The sequence below is a fragment of the Methyloversatilis sp. RAC08 genome (assembly GCF_001713355.1).
Classification (GTDB): domain Bacteria; phylum Pseudomonadota; class Gammaproteobacteria; order Burkholderiales; family Rhodocyclaceae; genus Methyloversatilis.
Window position 1 is genome coordinate 3517581 of record NZ_CP016448.1, and the last position, 25501, is coordinate 3543081.

Annotated in this window: 19 protein-coding genes; 6 read left to right on the plus strand and 13 right to left on the minus strand. The window is 66.3% G+C overall.

What is annotated here, in order from left to right:
* Positions 1-14: 14 nt before the first annotated feature.
* From BSY238_RS15980 to BSY238_RS16005, 6 genes are all read left to right on the plus strand, one after another.
* Positions 15-1136, plus strand: a complete 1122-nt coding sequence (locus tag BSY238_RS15980) for a response regulator (RefSeq protein ID WP_083224075.1) — start codon at positions 15-17, stop codon at positions 1134-1136.
* Complete coding sequence (locus BSY238_RS15985; protein ID WP_069040019.1) at positions 1120-4407, plus strand: PAS domain S-box protein; 3288 nt, start codon at positions 1120-1122, stop codon at positions 4405-4407. The genes BSY238_RS15980 and BSY238_RS15985 overlap by 17 nt, the downstream gene beginning before the upstream one ends.
* Before the next feature lie 146 nt (positions 4408-4553).
* Positions 4554-5489, plus strand: coding sequence for an ABC transporter substrate-binding protein (locus BSY238_RS15990; protein ID WP_223300172.1), 936 nt, complete (start codon positions 4554-4556; stop codon positions 5487-5489).
* Positions 5486-8506: a PAS domain S-box protein gene (locus tag BSY238_RS15995; RefSeq protein WP_223300173.1), complete on the plus strand. Its 3021-nt coding sequence runs from the start codon at positions 5486-5488 to the stop codon at positions 8504-8506. Before BSY238_RS15990 ends, BSY238_RS15995 begins: the two co-directional genes overlap by 4 nt.
* Complete coding sequence (locus BSY238_RS16000; RefSeq protein ID WP_069040021.1) at positions 8503-8946, plus strand: response regulator; 444 nt, start codon at positions 8503-8505, stop codon at positions 8944-8946. The genes BSY238_RS15995 and BSY238_RS16000 overlap by 4 nt, the downstream gene beginning before the upstream one ends.
* Complete coding sequence (locus tag BSY238_RS16005) at positions 8946-12293, plus strand: EAL domain-containing protein (RefSeq protein ID WP_069040022.1); 3348 nt, start codon at positions 8946-8948, stop codon at positions 12291-12293. The genes BSY238_RS16000 and BSY238_RS16005 overlap by 1 nt, the downstream gene beginning before the upstream one ends.
* 481 nt (positions 12294-12774) lie before the next feature.
* Here BSY238_RS16005 and nth read toward each other — a convergent pair whose 3' ends face one another.
* From nth to BSY238_RS16070, 13 genes are all read right to left on the minus strand, one after another.
* Positions 12775-13434 carry an endonuclease III gene (gene nth / locus BSY238_RS16010; protein WP_069040023.1) on the minus strand — a complete coding sequence of 220 codons (660 nt, stop codon included), beginning with the start codon at positions 13432-13434 and terminating at the stop codon, positions 12775-12777.
* Complete coding sequence (gene rsxE / locus BSY238_RS16015) at positions 13434-14126, minus strand: electron transport complex subunit RsxE (protein WP_069040024.1); 693 nt, start codon at positions 14124-14126, stop codon at positions 13434-13436. The genes nth and rsxE overlap by 1 nt, the downstream gene beginning before the upstream one ends.
* A 92-nt stretch (positions 14127-14218) precedes the next feature.
* Complete coding sequence (locus BSY238_RS16020) at positions 14219-15028, minus strand: RnfABCDGE type electron transport complex subunit G (protein ID WP_069040025.1); 810 nt, start codon at positions 15026-15028, stop codon at positions 14219-14221.
* Positions 15025-16041: an RnfABCDGE type electron transport complex subunit D gene (locus BSY238_RS16025; RefSeq protein WP_069040026.1), complete on the minus strand. Its 1017-nt coding sequence runs from the start codon at positions 16039-16041 to the stop codon at positions 15025-15027. Before BSY238_RS16025 ends, BSY238_RS16020 begins: the two co-directional genes overlap by 4 nt.
* Before the next feature lie 100 nt (positions 16042-16141).
* The gene (rsxC, locus tag BSY238_RS16030; protein ID WP_069040027.1) at positions 16142-17806 is read right to left on the minus strand and encodes an electron transport complex subunit RsxC; all 1665 of its coding nucleotides are present in this window, start codon (positions 17804-17806) and stop codon (positions 16142-16144) included.
* Position 17807: 1 nt separating this feature from the next.
* Entirely contained in the window at positions 17808-18386 is a 579-nt protein-coding gene (gene rsxB, locus BSY238_RS16035) for an electron transport complex subunit RsxB (protein WP_069040028.1), read from the minus strand.
* The gene (gene rsxA / locus BSY238_RS16040) at positions 18383-18961 is read right to left on the minus strand and encodes an electron transport complex subunit RsxA (protein WP_069040029.1); all 579 of its coding nucleotides are present in this window, start codon (positions 18959-18961) and stop codon (positions 18383-18385) included. Before rsxA ends, rsxB begins: the two co-directional genes overlap by 4 nt.
* Before the next feature lie 151 nt (positions 18962-19112).
* Entirely contained in the window at positions 19113-19295 is a 183-nt protein-coding gene (locus BSY238_RS16045) for a hypothetical protein (RefSeq protein ID WP_069040030.1), read from the minus strand.
* A 14-nt stretch (positions 19296-19309) separates the two neighbouring features.
* On the minus strand, positions 19310-19723 hold the full coding sequence (locus BSY238_RS16050; protein ID WP_069040031.1) for a YidB family protein: 414 nt from the start codon (positions 19721-19723) through the stop codon (positions 19310-19312).
* A gap of 127 nt (positions 19724-19850) precedes the next feature.
* Entirely contained in the window at positions 19851-20237 is a 387-nt protein-coding gene (locus tag BSY238_RS16055) for a DUF488 domain-containing protein (protein WP_069040032.1), read from the minus strand.
* Between the two features lie 18 nt (positions 20238-20255).
* The gene (locus tag BSY238_RS16060) at positions 20256-21095 is read right to left on the minus strand and encodes an enoyl-CoA hydratase/isomerase family protein (RefSeq protein ID WP_069040033.1); all 840 of its coding nucleotides are present in this window, start codon (positions 21093-21095) and stop codon (positions 20256-20258) included.
* 3 nt (positions 21096-21098) lie between these two features.
* On the minus strand, positions 21099-22796 hold the full coding sequence (locus BSY238_RS16065) for an ABC transporter ATP-binding protein/permease (RefSeq protein WP_069040034.1): 1698 nt from the start codon (positions 22794-22796) through the stop codon (positions 21099-21101).
* Positions 22797-22872: 76 nt separating this feature from the next.
* A complete protein-coding gene (locus tag BSY238_RS16070; RefSeq protein WP_083224076.1) occupies positions 22873-25338 on the minus strand; it encodes a transporter substrate-binding domain-containing protein in 2466 nt (821 codons plus the stop codon).
* Between the last annotated feature and the right edge of the window lie 163 nt (positions 25339-25501).

Sequence of the window (25501 nt, forward strand, 5' to 3'; positions counted from 1 at the left end):
TCATTGCCTGTCACATGAGCGAAACAGGTGCACCGGATGCGAAAAGCATCCTGATCGTCGACGACATGCCGGAAAACCTTGAAGTGCTGGATGGCCTGCTGCGCTCGGCGGGGTATCGCGTGAAGGCGGCAAACAACGGGCGCTCGGCGCTGCGGCTTGCGCAGGACGCGGATGCGCCATCACTGATCCTGCTCGACGTCATGATGCCCGGCATGGATGGCTATGCCGTGCTCGACGCGCTGCGTGCCGACCCGGCAACACGCGACATCCCGGTCATTTTCGTCACCGCACTTGCCGGCGCGGGCGACGAAGAGGCCGGCCTGGCGCGCGGTGCGGTCGACTACATCGCCAAGCCGCTCAAGCCGCTGGTCGTGCTGGCACGCGTGCGCACCCAGCTTCAGGCCAGGATGGCGCGCGACCTGCTGCGTGACCAGAACACCTGGCTGGAGCAGGAGGTTGCGCGGCGGATGACCGAAAATGACCGCATCCAGGCGGTCAGCATCCGCGCGCTGGCCGAACTGGCCGAAACGCGCGACCAGGAGACCGGTGCGCACATCCTGCGCACGCAGATCTACGTGCGCGTTCTGGCCGAACAGCTTTCCACGCATCCCCGCTTCGCACTCACGCTGACGCCGGCCTACATCAATCTGCTGGCGCGTTCGGCACCGCTGCACGACATCGGCAAGGTCGGCATTCCCGACCATATCCTGCACAAGCGCGGCAAGCTCGATGCGGACGAATGGACGGTGATGAAGACGCACGCCCTGCTCGGTGCGCAGGCGATCGACCGGGCCGAGCGCGAAAGCAGTGGGTCAGCGGACGACGCACCGCTCGGCTTTCTGTCGCTGGCCAAGGAAATCGCGCACTGGCACCACGAGCACTGGGATGGCAGCGGCTATCCGGACGCGCTGGCCGGTGAGGCGATACCGGTATCGGCCCGCCTGATGGCGCTGGCCGATGTATTCGATGCGCTGAGCACCTGTCGCGTGTACAAGGCGTCCTTCCCGGCCGACCGGGTGAAGCGCGAAATCGTCGCCGGACGCGGCACCCACTTCGATCCGGACGTAGCGGACGCTTTCGTCGCCCGTTACGACGACTTCGTCGACATCGCACAGCGTCATGCCGACAGTCGCTGACCAGGTGGTGCGGCAGGACCTGGCCCTGGCCCGACAGCGCGCCAGTCGGGGCGTGCTCAACGTCGTGCTCGGCTATCTGATCGTGTCGGGGCTGTGGATACTGCTGTCCGACCAGGCGCTTGAAATGGTCACGCCCGATGGCGCCGTGCGCACCCGCTTCAGCATTCTGAAGGGGTGGTTCTTCGTCACCGTCACGACCGGGGCGCTGTATCTGCTGATGCGCCGCCTGGTCAGCCAGACTTTGGACGTTCTCGAACGCGAAATGCGGCTGCAGACCGAGCGCCGGCAGGCCATGGCGCTGCTCGATTCCTTCGTCAGCAGTTCGTCCGACCCGATGTTCGCCAAGGACACCGACGGGCGCTATGTGCTGTTCAATCCGGAATCCTGTCGTCTGCTGAATACGACCGAAGCCGCCGTGCTCGGTCGCGACGACCATTCGGTGCACCCGCCGGTCGAAGCGCGTCAGGTCATTGAGAACGACCGCCGGGTGATGCAGGAAAATCGGGTCATACGATTCGAGGAGCGGCTGCTCACCGCCGATGGCGAACGTGTCTTCCTCAGCACCAAGGGGCCGATGCACGATGCCGAAGGCCGCGTGATCGGGCTGTATGGTGTGGCACGCGACATCACCGACCGCATCCGCACCGAAGACGCGCTGCGCGACAGCGAACACCGCTTCCGCTCGTTGTTCGAACAGTCGCCGGTAGCCTATCAGTCACTGGACGGCGAAGGCCGTTTCATCGATGTCAATCCGGTGCTGTGCGACCTGATCGGCCATGCGCCCGAGGCGCTGATGGGCCGGTGTTTCAGTGATTTCTGGGCGCCCTCGGCACGCGACGGCTTCGCGCGCAGCTTCGCCGCCTTTCTGCAGCAGGGGCATGTTCAGCGCGAAGTGCACCTGCAGCATCGGGACGGCCATGAGGTGGTCGCGTGGCTGGTGGGTCGGGTGCAGACAGATGCCAGGAAGCGTTTCGTGCGCACGCACTGCATCCTGGCCGACATCACCGAGCGCACGGTGGCTGCCAGCGCCCTCAAGGAGAGGGAGGAGCTGCTGCGCGAAATGGGCGAAATGGCACATATCGGTGCCTGGTCACTGGACGTGGCGAGCGGGCGGGTCACGTCGACCGACGAGGTGATGCGCATCCACGACATCGCTCCGGGCGACGAAGCTACGCTGGCGAACGGTCTTGAACGCTTCGACGGCGAGCATCGCCGCCGCCTCGAATCGGCCATCCGCTCGGCGATCGACACGGCGCAGCCCTATGATCTGGAACTGGAAATGACCAGCGCGACCGGTCGCCGCAAGTGGGTGCGGGCTGTCGGTTCCCCGGTCAGCGACGGCAGCCGGGTGGTTCGCCTGCGCGGCACGCTGCAGGACGTGACCGACCGCAAGCAGGCAGAACAGTCGATCCACATGCTGTCGCAGGCGGTCGAGCAGAATCCTGCCGGCATCGTCATCACCGATTCGGCCGGGCGTGTCACCTATGTGAATGACGCCTACCTGAAACTGTCAGGGCTCGGGCGCCGCGCGTTGATCGGGCGCGACCTGCGTACGCTGTACCTGCCGTCCGATCAAGATGACGCGCACCAGACGCGCGCGATGTGGCTGGCACTTGACGAGGGGCGGGCCTGGCAGGGGGAATTCACGGTGCGTCGCGCGGATGGACGGGAAGCGCTCGAATTCCTGGGCATGACGCCGATCCGTCAGCCGGACGGGCACATCAGCCACTACGTCACCGTCGCCCAGGACATTTCCGAACGCAAGCGCATGGAGGAAGAACTGCAGCGCCACCGCAACCGGCTGGAGGAACTGGTGCTCAGCCGCACTTCGGAACTGGCGCTCGCGAAAGAGGTTGCCGAAGCGGCCAACCGGTCGAAAAGCCTGTTCTTCGCGAACATGAGCCATGAAATCCGCACGCCGATGAACGCCATCATCGGCCTCGCCCATCTGGTGTCGCGTTCCGGGCTCGATGCCGTGCAGCGCGAGCGGCTGACCAAGATCGAAGATGCGGCCAGCCATCTGCGCCACATCATCGACGACGTGCTCGATCTGTCGAAGATCGACGCCGACAAGCTCAAGCTCGAAGCGGTGGAGTTCTGCATCGATTCGCTGCTCGACCAGATGCGCTCCATGCTGCTCGAGCGCGTGCTCGAACGCGGTCTTTACCTGCACGTCAGCAGCGAAGGCGTGCCGCCGCTGCTGGTCGGCGACGTGATCCGCCTGCGTCAGGCCCTGCTCAACTATCTCAGCAATGCAGTGAAGTTCACCGAGCGTGGCGGCATCACGCTGACCGCCCACCCGGTGGACGAGGGCGCCGAACAGGTCGACGGCACGGTGATGATCCGGTTCGAGGTCAGCGATACCGGTGTCGGCGTTGCACCGGCGGAGCTCGGACGGCTGTTCCGCACTTTCGAACAGGCCGACGCATCCACCACCCGCCGTTACGGCGGCACCGGCCTCGGTCTTGCGATCACGCGCCAGCTGGCCCGATTGATGGGTGGCGACGCCGGAGCGACCAGCGAACCGGGCCAGGGCAGCACATTCTGGTTCACCGCCCGGCTGGCGCTGCACCGCGGCCAGACTTCTGCGCCCGCGGCGAGCGAAAAGCCGGACGATGCCGCGGCACGCTTGCGCACGCGCTATGCCGATGCGCGCATCCTGCTGGTCGAAGACAACCCCATCAATCGCGAGGTGGCCCTGGCCCTGCTGGAGGAAGCCGGCCTGGTCGCCGATATTGCCGAGGACGGCGTCCAGGCTGTGGAGCGGGGGCGCGAAACGCGCTACGACCTGGTGCTGATGGACATGCAGATGCCGCGCATGGACGGTGTCGAGGCAACGCGCCGCCTGCGCCGGTTGCCCGGCTGGAGCGCTGTGCCCATCCTCGCCATGACCGCCAATGCCTTCGATGAAGACCGGCGCACCTGTGCCGATGCCGGCATGGACGATTTCATTTCCAAGCCGGTCGAACCGGTCGATTTCTACGGCATGTTGCTGCGCTGGCTCGATGCGCGCGGGCCGCGCGGTGCGCCTGCAGCACCTGTCGAATCGGCGGGCGACCCCGACCCGGAGGCGCTGCGCGGCCTGCTCGAGATTCTGCTGCCCTTGCTTGAAGCGGGTGACACGCGAGCCCGCGTGCTGGCGCGGGAATCGTCGTCGGTGATCGATGCACTGGGCGAGCCCGGACGACGCCTGCTGCGCGAGCTGTCTGCGTTCGATTACGACGCCGCATTGCTGACGGCGCAGAAATTGAGCCAACGCAACCCGGCCTGAGTGGCAAATTGCAGGAAACGCGGCACACTGTGACCTGTCCAACGTAAGAATTTGTAAGCCATCCCTCTCTTCCTGGCCAGCAAACTGCCCGTTCCGAAATGCGCCTTCGCGTAGTGTCTCGATCCATCATTCTGCTGGTTGCCTGCATGGCGCTCGCTGCATGCAGCGGGCCGCCAGACCTGCCGTTGCGGGTCGGCCTCAATCCATGGCTGGGCTACGATCCGCTCATTCTGGCGCGCGAGCGCGGTCTGACCGATCCGGCCGACCTGCGCATCGTCGAACTCGAATCGAGCAGCGAAAGTGCGCGGCAGCTGCGCAACGGGCTGCTTGACGCGGCCGGCCTGACGCTGGCGGAAGCGATCGAACTGGCAAGTTCGGGCGTGGACATCAAGGTCATGGCCATCCTCAGCCTGTCGAAGGGGGCCGACGCGGTGGTCGCGCAGCCAGGTTTCGCGAGTGCTGCTGCACTGAAAGGTGCGCGCATCGGCATGGAAAACGGCGCGCTGGCCGACGTCATGTTGCAGCGCCTGCTCGAAGCGGGCGGCCTGCAGCGCGATGCGCTGTCGCTCTTCATGCTGCCGGTGGTCGAACACGAGGCTGCGCTGACACGCGGTCGTGTCGATGCGGTCATCACCTTCGAGCCAGTCCTGTCCAGCCTCGTGGCAGCCGGTTACCGCGTGCTGCTCGACAGCGCCGACATGCCGGGCGAGGTGGTCGACGTGCTGGTGATCCGCAGTGACGCGCTGGGTGCCCGGCCAGCCCAGGCACGCGCCCTGCTGCGCGCCTTCGAGGACGGCCGGCTGGCGCTGCTGGCGCAGCCGGAGGCGGCCGCGGGCACGCTGGCGGCCGGCACCGATCTGGACACGTCGTCCTACCTTCGCGCACTTGGCCAGGTCCGCCTGCTGGCGCTGGAAGACAGCGTGGTGCTGTTCGATGCGGTGCCCGAGGCCCGCGTGCTGGCGCTCGGACAGCTGATGGCCGACCTGAAGGCCAGTCAGCGCGTGATGGCTGAGCCCGACTGGACAAAATTGTTCGACGGCCGCGTTGCGGCGGATGTTCTGGCGGCGAGGCAACGGCCATGACGCTGCGCCTGCCCGCCCGCACGCTGGTGCCGCTGCTCATCACCGTGGTGGCGCTGGTGATGGTCGGTCTCGACCACATGCTGCAGCGGGCGGACTACCGCCTGCGCGTGGAACAGGAGCAGCAACAGCTGCTGGTCGAGCGGCTGGGCATCGAACAGTCGAATCTGGATCAGCTCATCGTGCAGAACAGGCCGTTGCAGCTGCGCCGTGCCGTCGCCGAACTGGGCCTGCGTCCACACCTGACGCACGCCTACCTGACCGCCCCGGGCGGGCGCGTCATCGGCTCGCTTGCGCGTGCCGACCTGGGGCAGTCGCTGTCGGACATCCTCGCGGCCGACACACGCGGCGGCGCGGCGCTGCTGGATGCGCCGCGCGCGCCCGACAACTCGCTGCTGGTGCAGGTGGATGCCTCGCGCACCGCGCTGACCGGCCTGATGGCACTTGAAGGCGGCCACCAGCTTTTCGTGCGGTCGGACCTCACCCAGCCGTTCAGTCAGCGACTGCATGCCAGCCGGGTCGAACTGTGGCGGCATGCGGTGCTGATCCTGTGCTGGTCCTTGCTGCTGTCGCTGTTCCTGCACCTGATCTGGTTCCGTCGCGCTGCGCAGCTGACCAACGCTGCGCGGGCGTTCGGACAGGGCCGGCTCGACACCCGCGTCGATCTCGGCGGGCGCGACGAACTTGCGGAGATCGGTTCCGCATTCAATGACATGGCGGTGCGGCTGCAGGCGCAGCATGCTGCGTTGCTGGACAGCGAGCGGCTGTTCCGCGCGATGTACGAACAGGTGGGCGTGGGTGTGGCGCGCATCGACAGCCGTCTCGGCCACTTCATGTCGGCGAACCGCAAATACCGCGAAATCATGGGCTACGACGACGCTGAAATGCGTAGCCTGGATGTCATGCGTGTCACGCATCCGGAGGATCTCCCGCGCAATCTGGCGCTGCTCGACTCGCTAAAGAGCGGTGAGATCCGCGAGTTCTCGATCGAGAAGCGGGTGTTCCACAAGGACGGTCGCGTCATCTGGGTCGCGCTGAGCGTGTCGCCGCTGTGGGCGCCCGGAGCCGAACCGGACTACCACCTCGCGGTCATCCAGGACATCACGGCGCGGCGCGAGGCGGAACAGGCGCTCAAGCTGGAGCGGAACCGCCTGAGCGCAGCCGAGCACATCGCGGGCCTGGGCAGTTGGGAGTTTCATGTGGCCAGCGGCGGGGGCTGGTGGTCGGAGCAGATGCATGCGTTTTTCGGTCTCGATCCAGCTGATGGCGTTCCCGAACCCGAACAGTTCCTGAACAGGCTGCACCCGGATGACCGTGATCGGGTGGCTGGCGTGATGGGCCTGCTCGCACAGGGCGCGACCGAAGTGCCGCTCCATGTCTATCGCACTTCGCCGGATATCGGGCCTGTGCGCCACCTGCGGCCCAGCGTGCAAATGGTGCCTGACGATGACGGAGGCGTCATTACGTACGTCGGAACGCTGCTCGACGTCACGTATCAGTTCGAAGCCGAGCAGGCCTTGCGCGCGTCCGAGGAGCGCCTGCGCGCGACGCTGGAACAGGCACCGAATGTGGCGGTTCAGTGGTTCGACGCACAAGGCCGTGTGCTGTACTGGAACAGTGGGTCGACCCGGCTGTACGGCTGGCATCCGGACGAGGCGATCGGGCGCGGCATCGACACCCTGATGCACACGCAGGAAGAGGCCGACGCTTTCCGCGACTCGTTTGCGCAGATCGTGCACAGCGGACAGTCGATCGGACCGTCCGAGTATCTGGTCCGACATCGCGACGGCTCGCCGCGCTGGATCGAAGCGACGCTGTTCAGCATCCCCGGGCTGGACAAGGAACCGATCATGGTCTGCATGGACGTCGACATCACCGCTCGCCGCAAGGCCGAACTTGCGGTCGAGCAGGAGCGTACCCACCTGCGGACGCTGTTTGCCACGCTGCCGGATCTGGTGTGGCTCAAATCTCCGGAGGGCATTTTTCTGTCTTGCAATCGGCAGTTCGAGCGTCTGTGCTGCCGGGCCGAAGCCGAACTGCTCGGCCGGACCGATTACGACGTGTTCAGCAAGGAAGAGGCCGACTTCTTCCGCAGCCATGACGAACGCGCGATGCGCTCCGGTCAGAAAAGCGTGAACGAAGAATGGGTGACCATGCAGGACACCGGGCAGCGGGTGCTGCTGCAAACCATCAAGACGCCGATGCACGATGCCGGCGGCACGTTGGTCGGTGTGCTCGGCATCGCCCGCGACATCACCGAGTTTCGTCAAACGCAGGACACCCTGCGCGAGCTCAACCGTGACCTCGAACAGCGTGTCGCCGAGCGCACGCAGGCGCTGTCCGATGCGATGAAGGAGCTGGAATCCTTCTCGTACGCCGTGTCGCATGACCTGAAGGCGCCCTTGCGCGGCATCGATGGCTACAGCAAGATCCTGCTCGAGGATTACGGCGACCGCCTGGACGAACAGGGGCAGCGCTTCCTCGCCAACATTCGCAACGGCACACGCCAGATGCATGCCCTGATCGAGGATCTGCTGGCCTACTCGCGCATGGAGCGGCGTTCGCTCGAGGCGAGCCGGGTCGACCTCGGCGAGGTCATGCGCAGTGTGCTGAACCGTCGCAGCGACGAAATCGCAGCGGCTTCGGTGCAGATCGTGGGTGAGGTACCGTCCATTACCGTACGAGCCGATCATCAGGGAGTCGAAATGGTGCTTCGCAACCTGCTGGACAACGCGCTGAAGTTCAGTCGCGATGCCGATCCGGCCATCGTCACGCTGCATGCGGTCGTGCAGGACGGGCGCGCGCATCTGAGCATGCGCGACAACGGCATCGGCTTCGACATGAAATACCACGAGCGGATATTCGAAATCTTCCAGCGCCTGCACCGCAACGAAGATTTCTCGGGCACCGGGGTGGGCCTTGCGCTGGTGCGCAAGGCCATGCAGCGCATGGACGGCCGCGTCTGGGCAGAAAGCGCACCGGGCGAGGGTGCCACCTTCCATCTGGAGTTTCCGGCATGAATCTCGCGACCCGTCAGCCGTCAGCGGCCCCGCCCATCCTGCTGGTCGAAGACAACCCGGTCGATATCGATCTGACCTGCCGCGCCTTCGCGCGCGACCCGCTGGCCGGTCCGGTCAGCGTGGCGCGGGATGGCGAAACGGCGCTCGATTTCATGCAGCGCTGGGACAAGGGCGAGCCGCCGCCTGCGCTGATCCTGCTCGACATCAACCTGCCGGGCGTCAATGGCTTCGAGGTGCTGCGCCAGCTGAAGCGCCATCCGGTGCATCGCAGCATTCCGGTGGTGATGCTGAGTTCGTCGGCGGAACACCGTGACCTGCTCGATGCCTATTCGCTGGGCGTCAATTCCTTCATCGTCAAGCCGGTGGATTTTGATCGTTTCGTCGAAGCGGCGGGCCAGATCGGACGATACTGGTTCGAACTCAACCAGCCGCCGATCTGATGCGCATCCTCTACGCAGAAGATTCGGAATTTGATGCCGATCTGACGCAGCGTGCGCTGCGCCGCAGCGGCAGCGTACTTGACATAGAAATCGTGCCCACGCTGGAGGACGCGCGTCAGCGTCTCGCCCGGGCTGGTGTCGACCTGCTGCTGACCGACCTCAAGCTGCCCGACGGCAGCGGGCTCGAATTGCTGGCTCACATCAGGGAACACGCCCTGCCGGTCGCGGTGGTGGTGCTGACCGGGTCGGGCGACGGCAGTTCGGCGATTGCCGCGCTGAAGGCGGGTGCCGACGACTACCTCATCAAGTCCGGCTCCTACCTCGAACGGTTGCCGCGCGTGCTTGACGCCGCCTTGCTCAGGCACCGTTCGATGTCGGCGCGGTGCGACCGGCCGATCCGCGTGCTGTGCGCCGAATCGAGCCTTGAAGATGTGGAACTGATGCGCGGTCACCTCCTCAAGCATGCGCCGCAGATCCGGCTGGAAAGCACCGGCGGCACCGATGCGGTGATCAGCCGGCTGCAAGCCGGCCCGGAAGCCGAAGCGACTTTCGACGTGCTGCTGATCGACGCGCTGCCCGATGAAACGACAGGGCTCGACCTCGTGAAGCTGATCCGCAGCGAGCGCCAGCTGTCCCTCCCCATCGTCATGTTGGCGGGTCAGGACAGCGAGCAGCTGGCATCCAGCGCCTTGCATCTGGGTGTCGACGACTATCTGGTCAAGCATCCCGGCTATCTGTTCGAGCTGCCGGCCACGCTGGAGAAAGTCCATCGCCGGGCCGAGCTGGTGCTTGAGAGCGAACGTCTCAACGCCACCAACCAGCGCATGTCGCAACTGCTCGCGGCCAGTCCGACCATCGTCTACAGCCTGCGCGAGCAGGACGGCGAGTACCAGTCGTCATGGGTCAGCGAAAACGTGACCCGCATTCTTGGCTATACGGTGGCCGAAGTACTGGCGCCAGGCTGGTGGCAGGCCGGCCTTCATGCGCAGGACCGGAATACAGCGCTGGCGCGCTCCGAAGGTCTCCTGCTGGACGGACAGCTCAGCCTCGAATATCGATTCCGGCGGCGTGACGGCAGCGAAATCTGGGTCCGCGACGAGTTGCGACGGGTTGGCCAGAGCGGTGATTCCGGTGCCGAATTCGTGGGCTCCTGGACCGATGTCAGCGCCGACAAGCGCGTCGCGCTGATCGGCGAGGCGCGTGCCGAAGTGCTCGACCGCATCGTTGCGGCCGAGCCGCTGTCCGTCATTCTCGAGGCGATTGCGCTGCGCATGCAGGCGATCGAGCCGGCAACGCGCGTATCGATCCAGCTGCTGCATGAAGTGAGCGGCCGGCTGGTGAATGGCGCTGCGCCCTCGCTGCCCGAGCGCTATCTGCAGGCGATAGAAGGTGTGCTGCCAGGCCCGGGCACCGGCTCCTGCGGCACGTCGGCGTGGTCGGGCGAAACTGTGCTGGTCGAGAACGTGTTCGAGCACCCGTACTGGGCGCCATATGTCGAGCTGGCGCGGCTGGGTGGCTTCAGTGCCTGCTGGTCGGTCCCCTACAAGGACAAGGACGGGCGTGTGCTCGGTACCTTTGCGCTCTATCACGACACCCCCTGCCTGCCGGACGCTGCGCAGCTTGAGCTGATCAACGATTTCAGCCGCATCACTGGCCTGGCGGTTCAGAAGGTGCGCGCAGCCACCGCGCTCAGGCAGGCCGGAGCGGTGTTCGAAAGCACGCGTGACGGCATCTTCATTACCGATCTCGAGGCGCAGATCGTCGCCGTCAATCGAGCATTCACCCATATCAGCGGCTACAGCGAGTTCGAAGCCATCGGCCAGACACCGCGCATGCTGCAGTCGGGACGCCACGACGAGCGGTTCTACCAGGTCATGTGGTCGACCGTTCTGGCCAGCGGCAACTGGCAGGGCGAAGTATGGAACCGGCGCAAGAATGGCGAGCTTTACCAGCAGCTGCTCACCATCAGCACGGTGCGCAACGAAGCCGGCGCGCCCAGTCACTATGTTGCCGTCATGACCGACATCAGCCAGCTCAAGCGCTCGGAAGCCAAGCTCGACTATCTGGCCCACCACGATCCGCTGACCGATCTGCCGAACCGACTGTTGATGCAATCGCGCATCCAGCACGCCATCGAACGTGCCGCACGCAGCCGTTGCCATCTTGCGCTGCTGTTCATCGATCTGGACCGCTTCAAGAACGTGAACGACAGCCTGGGCCATCCGGCCGGCGACGAACTTCTGGCCGCGATTGCGAAGCGGTTGCGCAGCCGGCTGCGCGAGGTGGATACGCTGGCCCGGCTCGGTGGCGACGAATTCGTGCTGCTGATCGAGGAAATGACGGTGCCGGAAGACGCCGCCATCGTCGCGCAGATGCTGATCGACCTGCTGACGGCGCCGTTCAGTCTGTCCCAGGGGCGCGAGATCTACATCGGCGCGAGCATCGGCATTTCGGTGTTTCCGGACGACGGCCGCACTGTGACGGAGCTGATCCAGCATTCCGATGTGGCGATGTACCAGGCCAAGGAAGCCGGGCGCGGCGCGTTCCGCTTCTACACCGAAGCGATGAGCCGCGCCGCGCAGGACCGGCTGCATCTGGACACGCGGCTGCGCCGCGCGCTGGAGCGCGGCGAATTCACGCTGCACTACCAGCCGCAGATCGACATGGCCACCGGTCGGCTGACCGGTGCCGAAGCGCTGGTGCGCTGGATCGATCCGGAAGAGGGCGTCATTTCACCGGCGCGCTTCATACCGGTGGCGGAAGAGACCGGTCTGATCGTGCCGATCGGCGAGTGGGTGCTGCGCACGGCCTGTGCCCAGGTGCGCGCGTGGCGCGATGCCGGTCAGGTCCTGACGGTGGCGGTCAACCTGTCGGCACGCCAACTGCAGCAGGCTGATCTCGCCCAGCGCGTGGCCGCATTGATGGCGGAATTCGGCATCGGTCCGGACTGGCTCGAATTCGAACTGACCGAATCGATGCTGGCCGGCGAACAGGCCTCGACCGAACTGCGGCTGCGCGAGCTCAAGGCGCTCGGCATTGCGCTGTCGATCGATGATTTCGGCACCGGCTATTCGTCGCTGGCCTATCTGAAGCGTTTTCCGATCGACGTGCTCAAGATCGACCAGAGCTTCGTGCGCGACATCCCGCACGACCGCAATGACATGGAAATCGCCGCCACGATCATCGCCATGGCGCACACGCTGAAACTGCGCGTCGTGGCCGAAGGTGTCGAAACCCCCGAACAGCTGGCGTTCCTGAAGGAGCGCGACTGCGATGCCTGGCAGGGTTATCTGTACAGCAAACCGCTGCCCGGCGAAGAATTCGCGTTTCGTTTCCTGCAGGGCTGATCGCACCTGACTGCAAGCCTTAGTGGCGCGCCTGTTGGAGCAACGGCCTGTGGGAGCGGCGGCCTCGCCGCGATCGAGCAGCGATGGTCGATGATCAGCGTGCACATCGCGGCGAGGCCGCCGCTCCCACAGGGAAGCTCCCACAGGGAAGCTCCCACAGGGAAGCTCCCACAGGGAAGCTCCCACAGGGAAGCTCCCACAGGGAAGCTCCCACAGGGAAGCTCCCACAGGGAAGCTCCCACAGGGAAGCTCCCACAGGGAAGCTCCCACAGGGAAGCTCCCACAGGGAAGCTCCCACAGGGAAGCTCCCACAGGGAAGCTCCCACAGGGAAGCTCCCACAGGGAAGCTCCCACAGGGAAGCTCCCACAGGGAAGCTCCCACAGGGAAGCTCCCACAGGGAAGCTCCCACAGGAAGCTCCCACAGGCAAGCTCCCACAGGCAAGCTCCCACAGGGCGGCCGCCCTGCCGGGTGGTGGGTGGTCACCCGGCGATGTTCTTGTCCTTGAACCGGCACAGGTCGTTGATGTTGCACTGGCCGCACAGCGGCTTGCGTGCGGTGCAGGTATAGCGGCCGTGCAGGATGAGCCAGTGGTGGGCGTGGTCCATGAATTCCGTCGGCACCACCTTGAGCAGCGCCTGTTCGACGGCGACCACGTCCTTGCCGGGCGCGAGGCCGATGCGGTTCGAAATGCGGAAGATGTGCGTGTCTACCGCCATGGTCGGCTGGCCGAACACGATGTTCAGCACCACATTGGCCGTCTTGCGGCCGACGCCGGGCAGCGCTTCGAGCGCGGCGCGGTCATTCGGCACTTCGCCACCGTGCTTCTCCAGCAACTGATGCGACAGCGACACGACGTTCTTCGCCTTGGCGCGGAACAGACCGATGGTCCTGATGCAGTCCTCGACGCCCGCGACACCGAGGCTGACCATCGCTTCCGGCGTCGGCGCCGCAGGAAACAGCCGGCGCGTGGCGACATTCACGCCCTTGTCGGTCGCCTGCGCCGACAGCACCACCGCGACCAGCAGCTGGAACGGCGAGCCGTACTCGAGATCGCTTTTCGGATGCGGGTTGGCGGCGCGCCAGCGCTCGAACATCGTCTGGATGTCGGCGCGCGCGAGCTTGCTGACCCGTGCCCCCATCAGGCAGAGGCCGTTTCCGCCGGTGCGTGCGGCGCCGCCGGACGGGCGGCCGCGGCGCGCGCCACCCAGGCGTTGCGCGCGGCGATCAGCAGTCCGAGCAGGATGAAGGCGCCAGGCGGCAGGATGGCAACCAGCAGGCCTTGGTAGTCGTCCCCCAGAAGCTTGAGCGCCTGCGCGCCCGGAATGATCATGTCGATGCCCGAAAAAAGCGTGCCCGCGCCAATCAGTTCGCGTGCGCCGCCCAGCAGGGCCAGCACCCACAGCAGGCCGATACCCATCGCGGCGCCATCCCACGCGGCGGCCAGCGGCGAATTCTTTGCCGCGAAGGCTTCCACCCGCGCCAGCACGATGCAGTTGGTGACGATCAGCGGAATGAAGATGCCCAACACCAGATACAGCTCGTGCAGCCAGGCATTGAAGGCGAGGTCGAGGCAGGTGACCAGCGCCGCGATGATCAGGATGAACACCGGGATGCGGATATCGTACGGAATCAGCGTACGCAGCGCCGCCACGGCGCCGCTGGCCAGCGCCATGACCAGCACGGTCGCCAGCGCAAGGCTGACGGCATTGACCAGCGTGTTGCTGACGGCCAGCAGCGGACACAGGCCAAGCAACTGCACCAGGGCGGTGTTGTTCTCCCACAGGCCCTTGCGACCGATGTCGCCATAAGCGGTACGTTCTTCAGGATTCATCGTGAGCACATCCTTTCATGCACCGCAGGTTATCGCGGAGCGGTCTGATCGGGGCCGGTGAAGGTCGGTCCGGAGCCCGCCGTCCACAGCCTTCATTCAACGTTATCCGGATTTTCCGCGTCCATCCGCGGCGCCCCCTTTTTCGCAAACACCTTGCCCGCGTCGGCGCCAGTCGGCAGGCCGAACAGCGCCTCGCGCGCCGGGGCGATCGCCGCCACGGCGCGCCCCGTGGCACGGATCACGGCGCGCGGAGAAATCGTCGCACCCGTCATGTAGGCGAAGTCGCCACCGTCCTTGCGCACGGTCCAGTTGCCCGCCTGCGCGGTGTCACGGCCGACGAACTGGGCGATCCACTTCGGCGTGGCGCGGTCCTTGGCCGGGTCGATATAGTCGCCCAGACCCGGCGTCTCCTTATGCGCAACGACCCGCACGCCGCCCAGCGTGCCGTCGGCGCGCAGCGAGATCAGCAGCCGGATCGCGCCGCTGTAGCCGTCGGGCGCCTGCGCCTCGAACACCAGCGCCACCGGATCGGCGCCGCGCCGCGCGCGGTGCAGCGTGACCGGGCCGGCAATGCCGAGCGCCGGCAGCGCCGGCAGTTGCACGGTGTCGGTCAGCAGCGCGTTGTCGTAGTCGCCGTGCGGCAGAACCTGGGCGATCAGCTCCAGACGGCGTGCTTCGACCGATGCGCGGATCGGCTCGCGAGTGGCTTCGAAGGTGAGTGCCATCAGCGCGGTGAAGATGAGCGTGAAGGTGCCGAGCAGCAAGGCCGATCGCGCGGCAGTGCCTGCTGCACTGGCCGGTGGCGCCAGTTCATGCGGCGCCCGCCCGCCCGGTGCCGCCCCGGCCGGTGCCGGATCGACGGCCGGTGACGTCGCCGGCATGTCGCGTTCCGCATCGCTCATCGCGCACCTCCGTCCGGAGGCTCGACCTTGTGGCCGAACACCGGCGGCTGGGTCTTGATGTCGATCAGCGGCACGCAGATGTTCAGCAGCAGCACCGCGAAGGCGATGCCGTCCGGGTAGGCGCCGAAGGCGCGGATCAGCCAGGCGATGAGCGCGATGCCCGCAGCGAAGATCAGTTTCCCGCGCGGCGTCGTGGCGCCCGACACCGGATCGGTCGCAATGAAGAAGGCACCCAGCATGGTGCCTCCGGCCAGCAGGTGGAAGGCCGGACTGGCATGGTGCGATGGGTCGATCAGCCAGGCCACGCCGGACACGATGGCCATGGCGCCGAGGAAGGCGACCGGTATGTGCCAGGTGATGATGCGCAGCGCGAGCAGCAGCAGGCCCCCGGCGCCCCAGGCCAGCGCGACCCATTCCCAGCCGGCGCCGGCCACGTGGCCGAAAGCCGGTGACTGCATCACCGCGGCGACATCGGCGTTGCCGAGCAGCCCGGTGCGCAGCGCGTCCAGCGGCGTTGCGCCGGTGACCGCGTCGAGCATGCGCTCGCCGCCGAACACCCAGTGCAGCTGTGTGGCGGCGTCGCTGCCCTGCAGTCCGGGCCACTGCGACATCAGCGCCGGAAAGCTGATGATCAGCACGCAGTAGGCCAGCATGGCCGGGTTGAACGGGTTCTGGCCGAGGCCGCCATACAGGTGCTTGCCGATGACGATCGCGAACGACGTGCCGATGACGATCATCCACCAGGGCAGCAGCGGCGGCAGACACACCGCGATCAGCCAGGCCGTGACCAGCGCGCTGCCGTCGCCCAGTGCGCGTGCCACCGGGCGGCGGCGCAGCGACAGCATGGCCGCTTCGCAAACCAGCGCAGTGGCGCTGGCGATCGCGATCTGCAGCAGCAGGCCGATGCCGAACAGCCACACCTGCATCGCGATGGCCGGCAGCATGGCGACGAGCACGGTCACCATGACGCGGCGCACGCTGGTGTTCTGGCGGAGATAGGGCGAGTTGTACATCGGAGTCCGGGGTGGTCGGCAGGGCAGTCGGTTCGGTACTGCCCGGGGCAGTCGCGGGTCAGCTCAAGGGGTCGGGTCAGGGGGGCGGGCAATTCCGGGCTCACTCGGTGGGCGCGTCGCTCCCGCTCAGTTCCGATGCGCGCTTGCGCCGTTCCTCGGCAGCGTCGATCTGCGCCTGCTGGGCCGGCGTCAGCGCATCGGTATTCTTCGCCGCGACCGCCTCCTTCTGCGCCCTGGCGCGCGCCATGGCTGCTTCGATCAGCGCTTTCTTCGGGTCGTCCGCGGGCGCTGGTGCTGCGTCGGCCACACCGTCGGTCGGCTTGACCGCCGGCTTGACGGCATTGCGTGCCGCAAGCTTGGCGGCCTTCTCTTCCTTTTCGCGATCGGCCCGCCAGTTGCGGAATTCGAAGCGTTCGCGCGCCGAATCGGCGGCATCCTTGTCGCGTTCGCGCGCCCAGATTTCGCTCTTGGCGTAGCGGTAGTAATCGACCAGCGGGATGTGCGACGGGCACACGTAGGCACAGCAGCCGCATTCGATGCAGTCGAACAGCTTGTATTCCTGTGCCCGGCCGAAGTTGCGCGCCCGCGAATGCCAGTAAAGCTCGAATGGTTGCAGGTCGGCCGGGCAGGCGCGCGCGCACTCGCCGCACCGTATGCAGGGCAATTCAGGTTCCGGCGGTGGGAACAGCATCGGCGACGAGGCGAGCAGGCAATTGGTGGCCTTGACCACCGGGGCGTCGATGTTGGGCAATGGAATACCCATCATCGGGCCACCCATGATGAGCTTGTCGGTGTCGGGCTTGAGGCCGGCGGCGGCGAACAGGTACGCGATCGGCGTGCCGATGGCGACGTCGAAATTGCGCGGCCGCTCGACATTGCCGGCCACAGTGACGATGCGCCGGGTCAGCGGTTCGCCATGCTCCAGTGCGCGCCACACGGCGAGCGCGGTGGCGACGTTGAAGCACTGCACGCCGTAATCGGTCGAGCGGCTGCCGTGTGGCACCTCGATGCCGGTCAGCACGCGGATCAGCTGCTTGGCACCGCCGGCCGGGTAGCGCGTCGGCACCACGACGACTTCGAGCGAGGCGTGGCCCAGCGCCTGTGCGGCGGCCTTCAGTGCGGCAGCGGCTTCCGGCTTGTTGTCTTCCAGCGCCACCAGCACCTGCTTCGCGGCCAGCATGCGCTGCATGATCAGCGCGCCGCGCAGGATGTTGTCGGGCTCGGCACGCATCAGCATGTCGTCGCAGGTGATGAAGGGCTCGCACTCGGCACCGTTGATCACCAGCGTGTCGGTGTGACCGGACTTGCCGGGATTGAGCTTCAGATGGCTCGGAAACACCGCACCGCCGAGACCGACCACGCCGGCATCGCGCAGGAAATCGCGGATTTCGCCAGGCGCGGCAGCGTGCCAGTCGAACGGCTCGCGCTCGATCGCCGCGTCCAGCCCGTCCGGTTCGATCACGACGGCCGGCGACGACAGGCCCGACGCATGCGGCATCGGCCGCGGCTCGATGGCGACCACGCGTCCCGACGTGGGCGCATGCACCGCGCTCGACACATTGCCGTCGGCCGCGCCGATGCGCTGGCCGCGCAGCACCGTGTCGCCCACGCTCACCAGTGGTCGCGGCGTACCGCCGATGTGCTGGTGCAGCGGAATGACGAGCTGCGGCGGCAGCGCCAGGCGGGCGATCGGTTCGCGCGTCGATGGCGACTTGTTCGGGGCGGGCTTGACGCCGCCGTTGAACGAAAAGAGCTTGCTCAGCATGTCAGGCCGCTTCCTTCGCCGGCAGGGTTGCCGGCTGCACCTTCAGTTCGAACACCGGGTAGCGCCACTTCCAGTTCTCGACCGTTTCGGCCACCGGCACCATGTCGATGCAGTCGGCCGGGCAGGGCGGCACGCACAGTTCGCAGCCGGTGCACAGGTCGGCGACGATGGTGTGCATCTGCTTGGCCGCACCGACGATGGCGTCCACCGGGCAGGCCTGGATGCACAGGGTGCAGCCGATGCAGGTCGCCTCATCGATGACCGCCACCGACTTCGGCTTTTCGACGCCGTGTTCGGCATTCAGCGGCTTGTATTCGCGGCCCAGCAGATCGGCCAGCTTGCGCACGCCTTCGTCGCCGCCCGGCGGGCACTGGTTGATGTCTGCGTCGCCGCCGGCGATCGCCGTGGCGTAGGGCTTGCAGCCGGGGTAGCCGCACTGGCCGCACTGCGTCTGCGGCAGGATGGCGTCGATCTTGTCGACCAGCGGGTCACCCTGTGTCTTGAACAGCACCGATGCCGCGCCCAGCGTCGCACCGAGCACCAGCGCCAGACCGGCCATGACGATCAGCGCGGTGATCACGAATCCAGCCCTGCAAAACCCATGAAGGCAAGGCTCATCAGGCCGGCCGTGATCATCGCGATGGCGTTGCCGCGGAAGGGCGCGGGAATGTCGGCACCGTCGAGCCGCTCGCGGATGCTGGCGAACAACACCAGCGCCAGCACGAAACCGGCCGCCGACGCGAAGCCGAACAGCAGCGATTCGAGCAGGTCGTGAGCCATCGAGGCATTGAGCAGCGGCACGCCGAGCACGGCGCAATTGGTGGTGATCAGCGGCAGGTAGATGCCCAGCACCTGGTGCAGCAGCGGGCTGGTTTTCTGGATCACCAGTTCGGTCAGCTGTACGATGGCGGCGATCACCACGATGAAGCTCAGCGTCGATAGATAGCCGAGGTCGAAGGGCTTCAGCAGGAAGGTGTCGATCAGGTAGCTGGTGCCGCACGCCAGCGTCAGCACGAACATGGTCGCCAGACCCATGCCCACAGCGGTTTCCAGCTTCTTCGACACGCCCATGAAGGGGCACAGGCCGAGAATGCGCACGAACACCACGTTATTGACCAGCGCGGCACCCAGCAGCAGATAGAGGTAACTCGTCATGACGGGGCGAAGGTTCGCCAGAGGTATGCGGCACGTCGCGGCACACAGCGCGCCGCGAAACCGTTGAATTATCCGTTACTGCAGCGCAGCACTCAAGCTGCTGTGCGCGGCTGCGACCGGTTATGGTGGCAAAACCGGGCCGCACCGCCGATCACAGGAAGGTCATCAACCCGACGCTCAGCAGCCCGTAGATCGCGATCACGGTCAGGAAGTAGTTTTCGTCTTCCGCCCGCGTGACCTTGCGGCCCATCACGAAAGATCGCGCATACACCTCGCCCTTCACGAAGGCGTACACCGTGTAGATCGCGAGTGCGACGCCGATCAGCTTGAACATGCGCGCCGCCCGCCCTACTTGAGCAGGCCACTAAGCATGCCGAGCGCGTTCTGCATGGCGTCGCCTTCCGGTACCTGACCATTCGGCGTGATGCCGTCGATCACCTGCGGCAGCAGCGTGCTCAGCTGGCCCGACACCTCCTGCGATGACAGGCCGAGCTGCTGCGCGATCTGGCCGATCTGACCGCTGCCGAGCACCGACTGCAGCTGTTCGGCCGAAATCGGCAGGTTCTGTCCGGTACCGATCCAGGACGATACGAGGTCGCCCAGGCCCTTGTCCTGAAAGGCGGCGACCAGCCCCTGCAGGCCGCCGGTCTGCGGGTTGTTGATCAGGCCCATCAACAGTTGCAACAGTCCCGAACCCTGCGCGCCACTCTGGCCGGACAGCGCACCGGCCACCTGACCTGCGATCGAATCGAACAGACCCATTTGAATCTCCTGTAACAGTAAGGTTTGGCCCGGGTGAGCCTGCCGGAGTGGAAGTGTAGCGTCAGGTCGCACCTGCGATCAGGACAGACACCTGCTGCCGTCCGTTCCCTGCGGCGTGCTCCGCCCGTCAGCCGATCAGCGCACCGCAATCGGCCAGCAGCGTGCGCAGCAGCGAGCGGTGACAGTGCGCCTCGTCAGTGCAGTAGCAACCGACCGAAAAGTCGGTGCGGTGCGACAGCGCTGCGAGCAGCGCGATCGTATGCCGCGCCTCGGGCGCCGCCATTTCGGCCAGATAGCGTTTCGAGAACGCAGGCCAGTGCGCAGGCGATGGATCGGCCTTCCATCGCTTCAGCGTGTCCGCGGAGGGCGCCAGATTCGGAAACCACAGGTCGTACCAGTCGCGCTCGGCGAGCTCGGCTTTCGGTACACCGCGCGGCGGCCGCCGCACGGTGCCCAGGCGCAGTCCTTCACCGGGCAGGCGCGGGCTGCCGAGTTTCACGATGAATACGCTCACTCCGCGCTCACTCCGCGCTCACCCGGCCTGACCGAACTGCGGCCTGCGCCGCGCGACGAAGGCCTGAACGGCTTCCGCGAAGTCGGCGCCAGCGGCGCTGCGGCCGAAGGCGGCGGCCTCGGCGGCCAGCTGGTCCGCCAGCGGCTGACCCGCTGCGCCTTCGCCGGCGGCGTTCAGCAGCCGTTTGATTTCGGCGTACGCATGGCGCGGGCCGTGGGCGATATGGGTCACTTCAGCGTCGAGTGCGTGCTCGAAGTCGGCCACCGGCACGACACGCTCGACCAGACCGAGCGCCTTCGCTTCGTGCGCGTCGAAGCGGCGCGCGCTCCACATCAGTTCGCGCGCACGGCGCTCGCCCAGCGCGCGGCTCAGGAAGGCGGACTGCCCGCCGGCACCCGGCTGGGCCAGCGCGATGCCGGCAGTGCTGAACAGCGCGTCGTCGGCGGCCACGGCGAAATCGGACGCCAGCATCAGCGACAGACCATAGCCCACGCAATCTCCGCGCACTGCTGCGATCACCGGCTGGTGCGCCGCGCGCAGTGCGAGGATGACCGGATTGACCTGGTCGGCGACCAGCGCCTCGAACGACGCCTGCCGCGCGGCCGGACCGAGGGCGAGGCTTTGCGAGAACTCATGCACGTCACCGCCGGCACTGAAACTGGCACCTTCGCCACGCAGCACGAGCAGTTCGCAGGCAGGATCGGCGAGCACTTCGCCGATCGCCATCCGCAATGCGCGCATCATCGCCGTGCTGTAGGCATTGCGCCGGGACGGGCGCGACATGGTCAGCGTGGCGACGCCACCGTCGCAGCGGGTCAGGATGCGGCCGTCGCCGCCGGCGTCAGTCTGTGCAGTCACGTGTCAGGCCTGTGCGCCGAACGGACCCGGCGGCTCGATGTTCAGGAAGTTGTCATGGAACACTTCCAGGGTGGTTCGATGCGCCACGCTGACCACGGTACAGCCTGGCAGGCGTTCGACGATCAGTTGGTACATCTGCGCTTCGGTCGCATTGTCGAGCGCGCTCGACGACTCGTCCATGAACAGGATATCCGGCCGGTACAGCAGCGCCCGGGCAAACGCCAGCCGCTGCTGCTCGCCGGGTGACAGCTGGTGACTCCAGCGCGCCGATTCGTCGAGCCGCGCCACCAGATGGGGCAGGCGACAGTCGATCAGTGCCTGAGCCATGGCCGCGGGGTCAACGCTGTCGGTCGATGCCGGATAGGCCAGGGTGTCTTTCAGCAGACCGTCGGCCAGATAGTTCTTCTGCGGCATGAACATGATGCGCTTCGCATCGGGCAGCGTGATGCGACCGCTGCCGAAGGGCCACAGCCCGGCGATTGCACGCAGCAGCGTGCTCTTGCCGACGCCCGACGGTCCACGCACCAGCCAGCGCTCGCCCGGCGCGAAGGTGAACCCGCGGATGGTCGACAGAAGGCGTCCCGACGGCAGACCGAGCGCGATCGATTCGCCGGTGATGGCCCGACTGGCCGGGTCGCGCTCGAGTGCGATGCCATCGGCAGGGGGCTGCGCCATGACTGCCTCCATCGTGGTCAGGCGACGTACCCGCGCCGAAAGCTGGAACAGGTCGCGGTAGGACAGTGCGAACCAGGCCACCGCCGAGGTCGTGGCGGCGAAGGCGGCGATGTCCTGCATCAGCGTACCCAGAGACAGTTCGCCGGTGAGCACCTTGGGCGATACGGCGATGATGGGTACCAGCACCGCGATGACGGAGAATGTCGTGGTGGTCAGGTTCAGATACACGTTGTGCCGCATCAACAGCGCCCAGTTGCGGCGGATTTCACCGAACAGCTGCTGCAGCCTCGTCTGCTCGACCGCCTGGCCGCGGTACAGCGCGATCTGTTCGGCCGCATCGCGCACCCTGCCGAGCGCAAAGCGGAAATCGGCCTCGCAGGTCTGCTGCACCACGGTGAGGCCGGCCAGACGATGGCCGGCGAAGTGGGTCACCACGGTCTGCAACACACCCCAGCCGATGGCCAGCCAGAACAGGTAGCCGGGAACGGTCAGCACCGTGCCCCCGACATCGAAACTCATCGGCCCGGCGCTTTGCCACAATATCCAGCCCATGGAGCCGAGCGTGCCCAGATTGGCGATGAAACCGAGACCCAGACTGATCATCAGCTTCACGTATTCGCTGATGTCCTGCGACAGCCGCTGGTCCGGGTTGTCGCACTGCGCGTCGCGCTCCATGCGGTAGAAGGTGTCGTCCTTCAGCCAGCGCCGCATCATCGAATCGGTGAGGCTGCGCCGCCAGCGGATTTCCAGCGCCTGTTCGAGATAACCGAGCAGCGTCGTCACGATCACCAGAATGGCGACGGCGACGAAGAACAGGGTGATGCTGCTGTTGAAGCCCGGTGCATCGAGCTTCTGCAGCGCATCGTAGAACGCCTTCTGCAGCTCGTTCAACCACACATTGAGCGCGGTGCTGGCGGCCACCAGTGCGACCAGGATCAGCGCGAGCAGCCAGTACCGGTAGCGCCCCGGCGCCTCGCGCCAGAAGGGTGCCGCGAGGCGGAAGGTGTGCTTCAGGATGGCGATCATGACGACGTGACCCGGGGCAGAAGTGTAGGCGGGTGAATGCGGGGAGCGCGCGTGCGATGTGTGCGATGTGTGCGACTCAGCCGGTTGGCGCAGCCGGGCCCCCGGTTTCGATGGCGGGCTGCTCCAGCGTGAACTCGAATACCGCACCGACGCCTACGCTGCCGCGTGCCCGGATTTCACCGCCATGATGGCGAACGATGCGCTGCACGATGCTCAGCCCGACGCCGGAACCGGCGTATTCGCTCGCCAGGTGCAGACGGCGGAAGGGCTCGAACAGATGCCGGGCGTAAGCCATGTCGAATCCGGCGCCGTTGTCGGTTACCCGGTACCACTGACGTCCGTCCTCGACGAAGGCGTCGATGGCCACGCGCGGATCCGCCGCCTTCGCCGAGTATTTGCAGGCGTTGCCGAGCAGGTTCTGCCACACCTGGGCCAGCATCGCTTCGTCGCCGGTGGCGCATGGCAGGTCACCGATGCGCAGCGTGGTGCGGCCGGTCTCGCCCATGTCGGTCAGCAGCGCCCACGCGCGGGCGGCGCTGGCCGCCATGTCGATGCGTACCGGTTCGAGCGGGTGCGGCGCGGCGCCAGCGAGCCGGGTCAGCGCCTCGATGATGTCATCCATGCGACGCGCGACATTTTCGATGCGTTCGGCATTCCTCAGCACCTTGTCGAAATTGCCCGCCTGCAGATCGCCACGCAGCATGCGGGAGAAACCGCGGATGATGCGCAGCGGCCCGCGCAGGTCATGGGAGATCGAAGCGGTCAGCGTTTGCAGCTCATCCTGGGTGCCGGCCAGTGCCACCCGTGCCTGGGCCAGCGCTTCGGCCTGCCGGTGCGCCGATTCGGTCAGCGCATCGTAGGCGGCACGCAGTGCATCGCTGTCGCGCAGCAGGTCGGTGACATCGCGGATGATGGAAAACACCTCGCGTGTGCCGTCCGACCGGAATTCCTCGGACGACACCAGACAGGCACGCATGTCGCCGTCTGCCCTGCGCAGGCGCACCGGCGTGCTGCTCACTTCGCCGTCGGTACGCATCAGTTCGCGCAGGGCGCGCAGTCCATCCGGATCGACGAGCGCCGGCAGCGCGTCGATCGGCTGGCCGACGAGCGTGTCCGCCTCGGCGCCCGCCAGCCGGCACAGTGCGTCGTTGACGTCGAGTACCCGGCCGCTGTGGTAGTCGCTGATCAGCATGGCGTCCGGGTGATGGGTGAAGGCACACGCCAGCCGGTCTTCGGCCCGCTGCAGGGCCTGTTCCGCTTCGGCTCGACGGCTGCGTTCGCGCGCGGTCTGCGCCGCTCGGCGACGCAGCCGCAGCGCCAGCCAGCCCAGTACGACGGCCGCCCCTGCGGCGAGCAGCATCAGGTCCATGCGCTGGGTGACCACGCGCGCCTCGAGCACGCCTTGATCGGCTGCCGCGCGGTGGCTGCTGAGCCACTTCATGCGCAGTGCGTCGAGCTGGCCGGAGCGTTCGAGTGACTTGAGCGCAGCATTCAACACCTCGCGCAGCGCCTCATTCTCCGGCGCCACCGCGAAGCCATAGTCCTGCAGCCGCAGCATGAAGTTGCTTGCCACCACCGCGTCGTACTGACCGCTTGCGAGCAGCTTGTCGCCATAGGCGCGCGGCATCAATGCGAACTCGGCTGCGCCGTCGCGCAGAGCCGCGAGCGCGGCCGCGTGATCGGCGACGTTCAGAAATCGGTACTGCTCGCCGGAGAAGAAATTTGCCCGCGTTTCGCGCATCGGTTCGCTGTCGGGCACGGCAATCGTGCCATGTGCCAGGTCGGCCAGAGAAACCGGTGCATCGGTGTCGCGACGGTGATAGATGGACATGGCGGGTGTGGCATGCGCGGTGGCAAACGCCGCCCACTGTTCGCGGCTGCGCGTGCGCGACATCGCAATCAGATCCAGCCGCCCGGCCTGGAAATCGGCTTCGATGGCTGACCAGTCGTCCAGCCGCGGGACGATCTCGAGGCCCGTTACGCGCGCCAGTTCGGCGATCAGTTCGATCTGGAAACCCTGTGGCTGACCGCTTTCATCGATGAACTCGAAGGGTCGGAAATCGCGGTCGCCACCGTAGCTCAGCGTGTCGGCCAATATCGCACTGCAAGTGCCGAAACAGAGCGTCACGACAAGCAGCAGGCGCAGTGCGAAATGGAAAAGGCCGCTGCTGCGCAGACTTGACGCCGGCAGGCAAATCTTCGTCGAATGCTTTGGGCGGAACCAGTGCGTCATCGCTTGAATGAAGTGGGCTGCAGCGGCTGCGGACTTGTTCGTTTTGTGGCCCGGACACCCTGCAGGGCGCAAGACTACAAGATATTTACCCTGCGGCGTCGCGCGGTGCGCGTCGGTCACTGGGGTCAGCGGCAGCGATGGCCCCCAATCACACAATAATTTTAGGGTTTTTCTGCGGGCGCCTGCTGAACTGCAGGATTGGCGCACCCGGCAGGCCGCGCGCACGACCGGGATGTGCGTGCTGGTGAAGGCGGAGCCATGGGTCATGACCGTCCGGCCGGATCCGCATGGCACGCGAATGGTATTCATGGCTCATGACGGGCGCAAAGGCTTATGCTGATGTCAGACGCCTCGTGATGTGAAACCAGAAAGCCAGTCGGTGCCCGAACAGACCGGCCTCGCGTTCATCCGGATGGCGCCGATGCGTCATCGCCACCGGCACGACGTTGGCCGCCGGGTGTCTTTACCTTAC